The sequence below is a fragment of the Polaribacter sp. KT25b genome (assembly GCF_900105145.1).
GTDB lineage: Bacteria > Bacteroidota > Bacteroidia > Flavobacteriales > Flavobacteriaceae > Polaribacter.
The window spans coordinates 625,047-639,310 of sequence record NZ_LT629752.1 but is presented as its reverse complement, the minus strand read 5'-3'; the positions used below and the strand labels follow the sequence as shown (position 1 = coordinate 639,310).

7 protein-coding genes are annotated in these 14,264 nt (G+C 29.7%); all 7 read left to right on the top strand.

Annotated features, from left to right (window positions below; translation table 11 throughout):
- The first annotated feature begins 208 nt into the window (after positions 1–208).
- The 7 genes from BLT70_RS02535 (at position 209) to BLT70_RS02505 (ending at position 14,248) form a co-directional block, all read left to right on the top strand.
- The gene (locus tag BLT70_RS02535) at positions 209–1,606 is read left to right on the top strand and encodes an arylsulfatase (protein WP_091891119.1); all 1,398 of its coding nucleotides are present in this window, start codon (positions 209–211) and stop codon (positions 1,604–1,606) included.
- 56 nt (positions 1,607–1,662) lie between these two features.
- Positions 1,663–3,180 carry a sulfatase gene (locus BLT70_RS02530; RefSeq protein ID WP_091891116.1) on the top strand — a complete coding sequence of 506 codons (1,518 nt, stop codon included), beginning with the start codon at positions 1,663–1,665 and terminating at the stop codon, positions 3,178–3,180.
- A 101-nt stretch (positions 3,181–3,281) separates the two neighbouring features.
- Entirely contained in the window at positions 3,282–5,627 is a 2,346-nt protein-coding gene (locus BLT70_RS02525) for a glycoside hydrolase family 2 TIM barrel-domain containing protein (protein ID WP_091891113.1), read from the top strand.
- Positions 5,628–5,770: 143 nt separating this feature from the next.
- On the top strand, positions 5,771–7,663 hold the full coding sequence (locus tag BLT70_RS02520) for a right-handed parallel beta-helix repeat-containing protein (RefSeq protein ID WP_091891110.1): 1,893 nt from the start codon (positions 5,771–5,773) through the stop codon (positions 7,661–7,663).
- A 44-nt stretch (positions 7,664–7,707) separates the two neighbouring features.
- Entirely contained in the window at positions 7,708–10,809 is a 3,102-nt protein-coding gene (locus BLT70_RS02515) for a TonB-dependent receptor (RefSeq protein ID WP_091891107.1), read from the top strand.
- 11 nt (positions 10,810–10,820) lie between these two features.
- The gene (locus tag BLT70_RS02510) at positions 10,821–12,572 is read left to right on the top strand and encodes a RagB/SusD family nutrient uptake outer membrane protein (RefSeq protein ID WP_091891104.1); all 1,752 of its coding nucleotides are present in this window, start codon (positions 10,821–10,823) and stop codon (positions 12,570–12,572) included.
- 11 nt (positions 12,573–12,583) lie between these two features.
- The gene (locus BLT70_RS02505; RefSeq protein WP_157691826.1) at positions 12,584–14,248 is read left to right on the top strand and encodes a hypothetical protein; all 1,665 of its coding nucleotides are present in this window, start codon (positions 12,584–12,586) and stop codon (positions 14,246–14,248) included.
- Positions 14,249–14,264 lie beyond the last annotated feature (16 nt).

The window sequence follows — 14,264 nt, the reverse complement described above, 5'->3', positions numbered from 1 at the left end:
ACAAAAACGGAATTTATCAATTTGTAAAAACAGGATATAAACCTGACACAATAGAAGCTATGACATTTAAAAATTAATCAATCTTTATACTTTATTTTTTACTGAATTTATTAAAAGACACATTAAAATTACTTAAAAAACCTTTTTAATTAGAAATAACGCGCAATTTTATAATCATAAACTCACTTTGATAAAACAAGCATATTTTATGAAATTATTTAAAACATTATTTATTGCATTATTTTTAATGAGCTTTTGTACAATCGCTCAAAAAAACAAACAAAAAAATAGTATCCAAAAAAGACCAAATATCGTTTTTTTATTAGCTGATGATATGGGCTATGGAGAATTAGGTACTTACGGGCAAAAAGAAATTAAAACGCCGTTTTTAGATTCTTTAGCTACAGTTGGTATTCGTTTTAAAGATTTTTATTCTGGTACATCTGTTTGCTCTCCTTCAAGAGCAGTTTTAATGACAGGTTTACACACGGGTCATGTAAATATTCGTGGAAATAAAGGTGAAATAAATGGTAAATGGGATAGAGTTCCTTTAAAAAAATCTGAAAAAACATTGGGAGAAATGTTACAAAATGCAGGTTACCAAACCGCAATGATTGGTAAATGGCATTTAGGTTTGCCAGAAGACACTTCTACTTGGGCTAAAGGGCGTGGTTTTGATTATGCTGTACAAGAACAATGGGGAAAAGATGTAAATGGTAAAGAAATAGACGAACGCGTACATTGGGTTAACAATAATCAAGATTCTATTTTTTACAATTATAATAAACACAAATGTTTAGACGAATTTAGAACTAATTTTGCTTTAGATTATTTAGATAAAAAAGCGGATGATAAACCGTTCTTTTTATACATGTCTTACAGAACACCTCATGCACATGAATATTTTTTAAGTAAAACAGATTTATATATTGATAAATTGCAAGAATGGCCAGAAATAGAAAGACGCCATGCAGCAAGAATTACTATGTTAGATGCTCAAATTAAAAGATTATTTAAAAAATTAAAAAAATCGGGAGAGTTAGAAAATACTTTAATTATTTTTACTAGTGATAATGGCCCAACAAACGAAAATTATCATAGTTATAAGTTTTTTAATAGCTCTGGAGATTTAAAAGGTTTTAAAAGAGATGTTTATGAAGGTGGAGTTAGAGTACCAATGTTTGCATATTGGAAAGGTAAAATTAAAGAAGGTAGAACTACAAATCATCAGGCTGCTTTTTATGACATAATGCCAACTTTAGCCGAAGTTGCTACAACAAATTCACCAAATAAAACAGATGGAATTTCTATTCTACCAGAATTATTAGGAAAAGAAAATCAGCAAAAACATAAATTTCTATATTTCGAAATTCAAGAAGGAAAAGGTGTAAAAGGCTTTAAACAAGCAATACGCTTTGGAAACTGGAAAGCTGTAAGAATGTATGATAATTATCACACAGAATTATATGATTTATCTACAGATCTATATGAAAAAAATGATATTTCTAACCAACATCCAGAATTGGTAAAAAAAGCAAATAAAATATTAAAAAGAGAGAGTGTAAAAAACCCACATTTCCCATATTCTGGAGGAGTTTTTAAATAAAATAATTTATCTCTAACAGTTTTATTATACCAAATAATTAAATAAAATATTAACATATGAAATCAATAAAAAAGGTAGTTTTTAGTTTGTGCATTATTTTTACAATAACATCATGTAAAAAATCATCAGAAGCAGCTGCTCAAAAACAAGTAAAAAATGAGCGTCCGAATATTATTTGGATTATGGCAGAAGATATGAGTACTGATTTAGAAACCTATGGAATGCCAGATGTTAAAACTCCTTTTCTAAATAAAATGGCAGATGAAGGAATTCGTTTTGACAATACGTTTGTTACAAACCCAATTTGCTCACCAAGTAGATCTGCAATGATGGTTGGTACTCATCAAATTAAAACAAATTCTCACAACCATAGAAGCAACAGAGATGTGCCTTTAGACCCTCAATTTAAACCGTTTACAAAATTATTAAGAGATGCAGGTTACACTACTATTTTAGGAAACCATAGTGTAATGAAAAAAGGTAGAAAAACAGATGTTAATTTTAAAAGTAAACCTATTGGTAATTGGGATGGAAAAACAGAATTTGGTTTGTTTGATAAGTATGATACTTTTGAAAAAGAAGATCAACCATTTTTTGCACAAATCCAGTTAGTTGTTACTCATAGAGGCGATTGGTGGAACGAAGTAAGAGAAAAATCGAAACATCCAGTAAATCCTAAAACTGTAACGTTACCACCTTATTTAGCAGATAATCCTGCAATTCGTTTAGATTGGGCTAAATATTTAGATCAAATTGAATATATGGATAATGAAATAGGAATGATTTTTAAAGAATTAGAAGACAAAGGAATGGCAGATAATACAATCGTTATTTTTATTGGTGATAATGGTCGTAGTAATATTCGTGGAAAAGGTTATTTACAAGATACAGGATTAAGAATTCCGTTTATTATTTATTATCCTAAACAATTTAAAGGAGGTCAAGTTAGAAAAGACGTTGTAAGCTCAACAGATATTACAGCTTCTATTATAGATTTTGCCGGAATTGAAGTTCCTGACTACATGACAGGAAAACCAATTTTTAACAAAAATTTTAATAGAGAATTTGTGTATGGAGCAAGAGATTTATGGGATGAAATTACAGAAAAATCAAGAGCAATAACTTCTCGAGAATGGTCTTATATTAGAAATGACATGCCACAAGTTCCTTATGATGCACAACAAGCTTATTTAGAATTTTACAGACCTGCTGTACATATAATGAGACAATTATACAAAGAAGGAAAATTAAATGAAAATCAAAAACCATTTTTTGAGCCAACAAAACCTAAAGAAGAATTGTACAATTTAGCAGAAGATCCTAATCAACTACATAATTTAGCTTACAACTCTAACTACACGGACGTCTTAGAAAACTTACGTGCTAAAACGTTAGCTTTTGATAAAGAAATGGCACCTGTTAGCAACATTTATCACCCAACAAAAGTTCCTGGTCAACCATTTGTAAAATGGTTTAGAAACACACAACCAAAAGCTTATCAACAAATGAAAGAAGGTGTTGAGGTTGGTTATAAAAAATATTCTGTAATGTATAAAAAACAGTTAAAAAAATAATTCGAGAAAATTAACTTTATTAGTAATATTTTAATCTAACGCTGCATTCTTTACTCTTATTTTTTTTGATAAAGAATCTATTTAATATAAAAACCAAACCAATGAAAATAAAATTTAAAAATATAATTAAGTACACGTTTTTACTTTTAATTTCTTTTAATTTAATTTCTTGTTCAGTTACAAATTATGAGAAAAAAATAAATTTTAATCAAGATTGGAAGTTTACAAAACTAAATGAAACAACAATTTCTGATGAAACTTTTAGTAAACCAAATTTCGACATAACTTCTTGGGAATCTGTAAACTTACCTCACACAACGAACATAGAACCACAAATTGTTAACGACCAATGGCAAGGAGTTGCTTGGTACAGAAAAAATTTTGATGTTCCCGTAAATCCTGTAACAAAAAAAGTTTTTTTAGAACTAGAAGCTGCCATGAATTTTTCTAAAATTTGGATTAACGGAATGTTGGTTTCTGAGCATAACGGAGGTTATTTACCTATAAAAGTAGACATTACAAAATATGTTCATAAAGGAAACGATAATTTAATTGCTATTAGATTAGACAATACCGATAATAAGATTACGGGGCCAAAACCATTAAAAAGATTAGATTTTAATATGTATGGTGGTTTATACAGAAATGCTTGGTTAAGTTTTTCTGATAAAGTTTATATTTCTGATGCGGTATTAGCAAAAAAAGTTGCTGGAGGAGGAATTTTTATAACTTTTCCTAAAGTTTCTAAAGCTATTTCTAAAGTTGCTATAAAAACTCACATAATTAATGAAGAAAAAGAAGCTAAAGAAATTAAAGTAGTTTCTAGTATTTTTTATGATGGAAAATTGATACAAGAAAAAACATCAAACAAAAAAATAATAGCAGCATCTGATGTTGAAATTAACGAATTATTTACTATAAGTAATGCAAACCTATGGTCGCCAAAAAACCCTAATTTATATCATTTAGAAACAAAGGTTTTTATTAATGATACAGAAATTGATGCAAAAACTACAAGGTTCGGAATTAGAGAATTCACTTTTGATGCACAAAATCAATTATATATCAACGGAAAAAAAACATTTTTACGTGGTGTAAATCGTCATCAAGATTATCCTTTTATTGGTTACGCTTTATCTGATAATGCACAATATAGAGATGCCAAAAAAATTAAAGATGGTGGTTTTAATTATATCAGATTATCTCATTACCCACAATCTCCAGCTTTTTTAGATGCCTGTGACGAGTTAGGAATTGTAGTTATTGATGCAATTATGGGGTGGCAATTTTATAATGATACAGATGCATTTAGAGAATATTGTTACCGTTCTGCATCAGAATTAATTAGAAGAGATAGAAATAGACCTTCTGTTTTAGCTTGGGAAGTTTCTTTAAATGAGACCAAAATGCCAATCTTTTTTATGGAAGAATTAAACAAAATTGTACATGCAGAATATCCTGGAAAAAACGTTTATTCTTGTGGTTGGATGGATGATGTGTACGACATTTATCTACAAGCTCGTCAGCATAGAATTTTACATCCGCATGAATTAAAAGATAAACCATATTCAGTTTCAGAATATGGAGATTGGGAATATTATTCTAAAAACGCTGGTTTAAATCAAGATAATTTACCAAACGGATTAAGAGACGAACTAAGCAGTCGTCAATTAAGAGCTTTTGGAGAAAAAAGATTATTACAACAAGCTTTTAATTTACAAGAATCTCATAACGACAATTTAAATACAGTTGCTTATTCTGATAGTTATTGGGTAATGTACGATTACAACAGAGGTTATCACCCAGATATTGAATCTTCTGGTGTGATGGATATTTTTAGATTGCCAAAATTTGGATATTATTTTTACCAAAGTCAGAAAGATGTTAATGAAGAAAATGTTTTAAAAATTGCTACCTATTGGGATAAAAATTCGCCTTTAAATGTAAAAGTCTTCTCTAATGCAGAAGAAGTTAAATTGTTTTTAAATGATAAATTAATTGCCTCTCAAAAACCAGATGTAGGTAAGAATACTAACAAATTAAACCATCCGCCATTTACATTTAATATTTCTTCTTTTGAAGCCGGATCTTTAAAAGCTGTTGGTTTTATTAACGGAAAACAAGTTTCTGAAGAAGTTGTTAAAACACCAAAAACTGTAACAAAACTTAAAATTTGGATTGATGAAAGCGGTAAAAAACCACAAGCAGGAGTTAATGATGTACTTTTTTGTTATATAGCAGCTGTTGATGAAAATGGTACAGTAAATCCATATTTTACTGATGAAATAATAGTTACCATAAATGGTGATGCAAAAATTATGAATCCAGAAATTATAAAAGCAGAAGCTGGTATTGCAACTGCACTTATTAAGGTTGGTAAATCTACAGATATTTCTATTTCAGCGAAATCAGAAATGTTAAAATCTGATAATTTTAACATTAAATAAAAAATAAATTACATTTTTTTTCCCTTTAAATACCCAGTAATTACTGGGTATTTACTAATTGACACCTAAAATTTACCAATGCTATCTTAATATTAAGATAAAATAACAACATTTACAAAGCATAAATTAATATTGTAGAATACATGGAAAATTTTAGAACTAATTTCATTAAAACCTTAAGCTTAACACTCTTATTGTTATTTACTATTTCTTGTAAATCTCAAATAAAAAAAGGAGAAGTTGTTACTTTTAAAACTAACATAAAAGACGATGCTACTGCAACTGTTTTAAAAAGAATATTAGATGCTAATAAAAACCCAATATCAGAAATAAAATTTGAAAAAGGAACTTATCATTTTTATCCAGATAAAGGTCTTGAAAAATTTGCATATATCTCTAATCATTGCGATTTAATGGTAAATACGCCTTTCCCTTTAGAAAATTTTAAAAATTTAACGATTAATGGGCAAGGTTCTAACTTTATTTTTCACGGAGTTATGATTCCTTTTTTTATTGAAAATAGCGAAAATATTACTGTAAAAAATCTTTCTATAGATTGGAGTGAAACTTTTCATAGCGAAGGTTTAATCGTTGCAAATGATGAAAAAAACAAAACTTTCGATATGCAAATTTCTAATGAATATCCTTATGAAATTAGAGACGAGCAAATTTATTTTATCAAAGAATATTATGAGCATTCTTTAGGTCAATCCATTTTATATGATCCAATAAGAAAAGCTATTGCTTTTAACACAGAAAAATATACAAATATTACAAATGTTAAAAAAAACAAAGTAAGTAATGGCGTTAAAAAAATTAACTATAAATATACTTATGATGAAAGAGCGCCAGAATATAAAAACATTGGTAGAGAATCTAAAACTAGAGTTGAAGAATTAAAACCAGGTTTGGTAAGAATTAATGGTCACTCAAAAAAACTGCCTCCTATAGGAATGATTCTTACCATGAAAGGAGAACAAGGTTTTAACAGAGTTTCGCCAGCTTTTAGAGTTAATCACACAAAAGGATTTAATGGTACCAATGTTACTATTTTTCATGCTGGTGGAATGGGAATTATTGCTGAAAACTCTTCGGATTTAGTTTTAGATAATTTTAATATTACGCCATCAAAAGGCAGAATGGTTTCTACAACTGCAGATGCTACTCACTTTGTTGGTTGCAGCGGAAAAGTAATTTTAAAGAATTCTACTTTCGAAAACCAATTAGACGATGCTTTAAATGTACACGGAACTTATCAAAAAATTGAAGATATTTTAGGCAATGATAAAATTGGTGTTAGAATGATGCATCATCAGCAAAAAGGATTTGTAATTGGGCAGCCAAATGAAACTCTTGGTTTGGTAAGATTAGAAGATTCTTTTTTCTCGTATGCAAATTTAACAATCAAAAATATTGAGTATATAAATAGTAGATATCAAATAATTACTTTTAATGAAAAATTACCTTCTGCTTTAAAAATTGGCGATTTAATTGAAAACTTAGATGGTTATCCAGAATTGTTAGTTCAGAATTGTAAAATTCAAAATAACAGAGCTAGAGGTTTATTAATTTCTAATCCTAAAACTACTTTAATAGAAAACAACTTTTTTAGTACAGAAATGGAAGCAATTTTAATTCCTGTAGAAAGTGGTCATTGGTTTGAGTCTGGTAATGCAGCAAATGTAATTATTAGAAATAATGTTTTTCAAGACAATCAACATAGTGGTTTTAATAGAGGTGTAATTCGTTTTGCAACAGACGATGATAATAAAAATATTGCATTTAAAAATATAGAAATAAGCAATAATACTTTTAATCAGTTTGATAATTTAATTCTTCAAATAACAAATACAAATGGATTAAAATTTACTGGTAATACAATTACAAATTCAGGAACTTTTCCTCAATTATATCCAGAAAATTCAGCTATAACTATAAAAGCATCAAAAAACATCATTTTTAAAAATAATATTTATAAAGGAAAATCAACCAAAATAATAGAAACAGATAATGAAAAACAATCCACATTTAATTAAATAAGGAAAAAGAATAATCAATAAAAACGAATAAAAATTAACCCATGAAATTAAAAAAAAGAATTCTACATTATAGCATTTTAAGTTTCTTTGCTATTTTGTTTTGTAGTTTTAATGCACAAGCACAAAGAACTACAATAACAGGTATTGTTGTAGATAGTGCAGACAATACACCATTACCAGGCGTGTCTGTGCTTATAAAAGGAACAACAAGAGGATCTAGTACAGATTTTGATGGTAATTTTAGCATTAAGGCAAAAATTGGCGAAACTTTAGTTTTTGCATATTTAGGTATGCAAAACAAAGAGGTGAAAATTTCTAAAACACAATTAAATGTATCACTAGATTCGGACACAGAATCTTTAGAAGAAATAATTGTAGTAGGTTATGGAACCGTTAAGAAAAAAGAACTTACAGGAGCTGTAAATAGAGTTGTAACAGATGAAATTGAACAGTTTATAACACCAGATATTGGATCAGCTCTACAAGGACAGGTTGCAGGTGTAAATGTTACAGCTAGTTCTGGAGAACCTGGTGAAGCAGCAAGTATACAAATTAGAGGGGTTACTTCTTTAATAGGTTCTAATACTCCACTTTTTGTAGTAAATGGTATTCCTCAAATTGGAGATCCTGGTTTAAGCCCTAATGAAATTGAAAGTATAGATATTCTAAAAGATGCTGCTTCTACTGCTGTATATGGGGCAAGAGGTGCTGCAGGTGTTGTTTTAATAACCACAAAACAAGGTAAATCTGGGCAAATGAGTATAGATTTTAATTATACCTTTGGTTTGCAGGCTCTTGGAGACGAAGCAACTCCTTTAATGAATACAGAAAGTCAATTGTTTTATGAGGTAAATAGAAATGCATATACAAGTATTAATTTTGAACCATTAGTTGTACGTTTTCCAGAATGGATTAATAATGACAATAAATTTGATGACTATGTATTAAATAAATATGCAGAGGTAAAAAATTACAATTTTAGTGTTTCTGGTGGAGCAGAAAAAATAACCTATAATCTTGTAGGTAGTTTATATGATCAAGATGGTTCCATTATAAATTCAAATTTTAAAAGATATAATGGTAGAGCAACTACAAGTTATAATACAGAAAACTGGAAAATAGATGGTAGTTTAGCTTTTACTATAGAAAAAAGAGAAAGATCTAGTGATGGTTTAATTGTGCAAGCTGGTAGATATAGACCTTACTTCCCTGCAATAGATCCTAATGATGAATATGTAGATGGTAGTACTAATGGAGGTGTTAGGACTCCTTCTGAAGCTTTAAATCAGGCTCTTAGAAGACAAGATAAAGGAAATAAAGATCGTATAAACGCTAGTTTAAGTGTAAATAGAAAACTATCGGAGTCTTTTAATTTTGTTACAAGAATAGGAGTTTCTGTTACAAATGAAATAAGAAATATTTTTAAACCAAGTTTTACTTTATATGATCTAGAAAATGATGAAGATATAACAGATGAAACTAAAAGTGGTGTAATTGCTATTTCTTCTAGAACTAATAAATTTAGTTGGGATGGAAGTTTAAATTATAAAAAGAAATTTGGCAAACATACTGTTTCTGCAACCGCCGCATTAGCTTTAGAAGAAGATAGTTTCCAATCATTTGATGCTTCTATTCAAGGAATTTCTAATAATAACTTACTTGTTTTAGATGGTGGTACAGTTAATCAATTAGTAAATAGTGGCTATAATCCAGATATTAATGGAACTAGCGATAATTACAATAAAAAAACAGTTGGTACAATAGCTAGAGTACAATACAACTATAAAGGAAAATACTTATTATCAGCATTAGCAAGATACGATGGTTCTTCTAGATTTGGTTCTGAATATAGATGGGGTGTTTTTCCTTCTTTATCTGCTGCTTGGAATATTTCTGATGAGAATTTTTGGAAACCAATGAAAGCTACAATCAATAACTTTAAGTTAAGACTAAGTCACGGTACAGTTGGTAACGATAGTTTTGCTGATTATGAATATGCAAGTACTATTGCTCCTTTTGGAGATTATGTTTTTGATGAAAATGATAGTGGAGAATTATTTGGAACTTCAATATTATCTTATGCAAATGCAGATGTAAAATGGGAAACATCAATATCTAACAATATTGGGATAGATCTATCATTTTTAAGAAATAAAATTACAGTTACAGCAGATTATTATAATACTCAAAAAAGAGACATGTTATTTCCTGTAACACTACCTGGTTCTGCAGGTGCTTATTATGACAATCTTTTAACCTTAAATATTGGAGATATGGTTAATAAAGGGTTTGAGTTTGCTACTAACTATAGAGGTAATTTTGGTAAAAGTAAACTTAAATTAGGAGCTACATTTACTACAAATAGCAACGAAATTACAAAAATGCAAGATGGTGTAACCATTACACCAAATAATAATGTAAGGTTGGTAAATGAAACAACACAAGCAACAGTTTCATTTATAGCTGTAGGTCATGAAGCTGGGGCTTTCTTTTTGTATGAAACCAATGGCGTTGTACAAACTGATGAGCAACTTGATGCCTATAAATTACTTGAAGGACGAGAAGATGCAGAAAAAGGAGATTTAATTTATGTAGATACAAATAATGACGGAAAAATTAACAACGAAGACAGAGTTTATAAAGGTAGTGGTTTACCAGACTTTGAATATGGTTTTAATTTAAACTGGAGTCTTGCAGATTTTGATTTATCTATGAATTGGTACGGTACTGTGGGGGCAGAGGTTTTAAATGGTAATAAAGCTGCTTCTTATAATTATGAGCGTCATCAAGATTTAACGAATATGTGGACACCAAATAACCCAACCTCTCAAATACCAATTTTTAGAGGTGATGCAGGAGATCATTATAATTACTCTGGACTTACAGATTATTGGTTAGAAAACGGAGATTATTTAAGATTAAAACAAGTTTCTCTAGGGTATTCTTTACCAAAAGAAACTGCTACTAAACTAGGTTTAGATAAGTTTAGACTGTTTTTAACGGCACAAAATGCACTTACGTTTACAAAATATTCAGGATATGACCCAGAAGTGGGGTCAAACAATGTTGCCAGAAGAGGTATTGATAATTCAAGATATCCACTTGCAGCAATATATAGTTTCGGTTTAAATATTAATTTTTAAAAACACACAAAATGAAAACATATATAGCTAAAAAAATATTTTTGATGGTAATGTTTTTAACATTATTTTCATGCGACTCTTATTTAGAAGAAGTGAATCCTAATGAAATATCTACAGATATTTATTGGTCAACTTTAGATGAATCTGATACAAATTTAATATCGGTGTATGGTGCCATGTTAAACGAGTATATTGTAAATGCACGTGTAGAATCTTGGAGGTCAGATGAAGGTTTTCCAGGAAGTCGTTTTAATGACAGACTACCTAATGGACATGACGTATCTCTATTTGCGAAAAATTGGTACGAACAAAACATAGACGAAGATACCAATGAAGTACAATTAAGATGGGATGCTTTATATCAAGTAATATTTAGAGCTAATCAAGTAATTGAAGGACTAAACAGAATGACAGACGATTTAAAAAGTCAAGAAGCTTGGACATTACAAATGGGACAAGCACGTTTTTTTAGAGGTTTAGCACATTTTTATTTACACTCCACCTATAAACAAGGAAAAATTATTATTAGAGATGTAAATCCATTAAAGCCTTCAGACTTTTCTAAAGCGGCATCAGAATCATCAGAAGTTATAGCATTTTTTAGAGAAGATTTAGAATATGCTTACAACAATTTACCTGGTCAAATGGAACCTAAAACTAGAGTAGATGCAGGTGCTGCTGGTACTATTTTAGGAATGAGTTATTTGTATGAAGGAGATTATTTATTAGCCAAAGATTATTTTGATGATATTATTAATAATAAAAAGAAAGATTATGGGTATGCTTTAGTTCAAGATGCTAGTATTATGTTTACAAAAGCAGGTGATTTTAATTCAGAATCCATTTTAGAAATTAATTATAGTTTACATAAAGCAGAAGAAACTGCTTTTAATGAAGATGATTTTATTACAAGAAGTGCTAGATATTCAGCTCCAAGATCTGGTGGAGGTTCTAGTGTTTTAGAAACTTTTACAGCTTCGGCTTGGTTAATTCATGCTTTTTCTAGTGATGAAATGGATCCTAATGACTCAAGAAACACGGTAACAGACAGAGCAGGTACCGTTAGATTAAGAAAAGTTTCTTTAAGAAACTCTGCTATGCTTGCCGTTGTTAATGATGAAGACACTGAGTACTATGAGTCAGTTTCTGCTCCCGTTTTACATAATTTTAATTCTTTAGGTAAATATGGCTACTTTAAAAAGTATACCAATCATGATATCACAAACGATGAACAGACACTGGGTCTTAACAGTTGGCAATCTGGTAAAAATGTAATTTTAAATCGTTTGTCTGGCGTTTATTTAATGATGGCAGAATGTTTAAATGAAACAGATGATATAAATGGTGCATTATTTTATATAAATGCAATTCGTAAACGTTGGGGACTTAAAGTATTAGAAGGCGCAGATTACGATTCTAAAGAAGAAGTAAGAACTCGATTACAATTATTTGAATATCCGATGGAGTTATGTGTAGAAGGGTATTCTACACGAAATATAGATTTAAGAAGATGGGGAATTGCGAAAGCACGTTATACAGAATTAAGTCAAAGAAATTTTTATGCTACTGATTATGTGTATCTAAATGAAGATGCTACAGGTACAGCTACTAGAACAGCTAGTTTAGTTAGAGAAGGTATAAGTACAAATGCTACTGATTTTCAAATAGAGCCAGAATTTTTAAAGGCATCAGAAAATTACACCGATGGTTACTTGCCTTACCCTGCAAGCGAAACTATAAATAACCCAAAGATTTCTAACTAAAGATGAAAAAAATGAAAAAAATAGGAATTATATTAGTTTTAATAATCGCAGCGTTTGGTTGTAGCGAAAATGAATATGAAGCACCTTATGGAGACTTTAACAGTTTTTCTTGGTTAACAACTAAAAGTACTACAGATACTGATTATGTAGTTGCACTAAATGAATTTATTGGTTTGTATGATGTGTCTAATAATTCAATAAGTCACAATTGGTACTTACCAGAAGGTACAAGTTTATTAAATAAGGAATTTTCTTCGGATAATTTGGTGTATACAGAATTTATAGAAGCTGTGGGTCCAGTTAATTCTGATGAAAAACAAATAAACGTTCTTTTTAACACACCTGGTATTAAAGAAATTCAACTTAAAAATATTTTTAAAGACTCGGTAACAGAAGGAGTTAAGCAAGAAGACGGAAATTGGTTGGTAGAAAAAGTATTTACCGTAACCGTTTTTGATGATTTAAAACCAGTTTTTCAAGTACTTAAAGGTACAGAAGTTGTATTAAATATTACAGAAACAGATTTACCAAACATAGCAAATAGTGCATCTTGGAAAACAGTTAGTGTAGAAGCAGGGGAAAAGCTTACTTATGTTGATATGACAACTTCTGGAGAACCAGATTCTAGAAGTTGGACTTTTAGTGGGGGAGACAAAGAGACGAGTAGTGCAGAATCTGTAGATGTTTTATACAATAGTTTAGGGGATTTTGTTGCAGGAAGTATGAACTCTATCAGAAAAGATCCGAAGCCAAAAGCAGAAGTTTTAAAATTAATTCCTTTAAAAATTAAAGTTATTCCATCAACTCAACCTTTTGTAATTAATGGTGGTATAAAAGAAGATGCAACAGAAGTTATCTCATTTAATGTTACAGGAGAAATAGGTGTTTTAACGGCATCAGAAAAAGATAACTTTACTGTTCATGTAGAAAATACTTTAGCGGGTTTTAATCAAAATATTGTTGTAAAATCAGTTGCTATTAATAGTAGTGATGCTACTCAAATAGATATCACATTAGTTGCTCCAATTTATAATAGTGATATTGTTAAAATATCGTATACATCAGGAAACATACAATCTGTAGACACTAGAGTTTTAGAAAGCTTTGGTCCTAAAACGGTAGCAATGGATTTTCAAGGAGCAATGAATGTGGCTGGTTATACAGGATATGAAGACGAATGGGGAGGTTCTGGTAATCAATTTAAAAAAGCAAATACAGAAGGTTATTTTGCACAACATAATAGTAATAACGAAGGTGGTCCTTTATATTACTGGAGAGACGATTCTAAAGCATATCAAGGTAAAAGTTCTATGAAATTTGAAACTACAGCAGATGGTATTCCTGCTCTTGCAAGATTACAAGGTGGTAGCTTTAGTACTTTAAGTCCTGTTACAGCTGGTACTTATGTGCCTAGTGTATGGGTTTATCTTGATGGTTCAAACACAATGAATACTATTCAGTTTAATTTTAATGCAGACCCTACGGCAACTTTTAATTTTGATTTATCTACTACAGAAAAAGGTAAATGGGTAAGATTAACATTACCAGAAATTACTTTAGGCGATATTTCATCAGGAAGATTTGACTTAAATATTTCTAATACAGGTCAAGATGATGCTATAGTACAAAAATTATGGTTAGATAGTTTTGATTTGTTAATTGTTGAAGCTAGATAATAAAGTTTGGAGATTA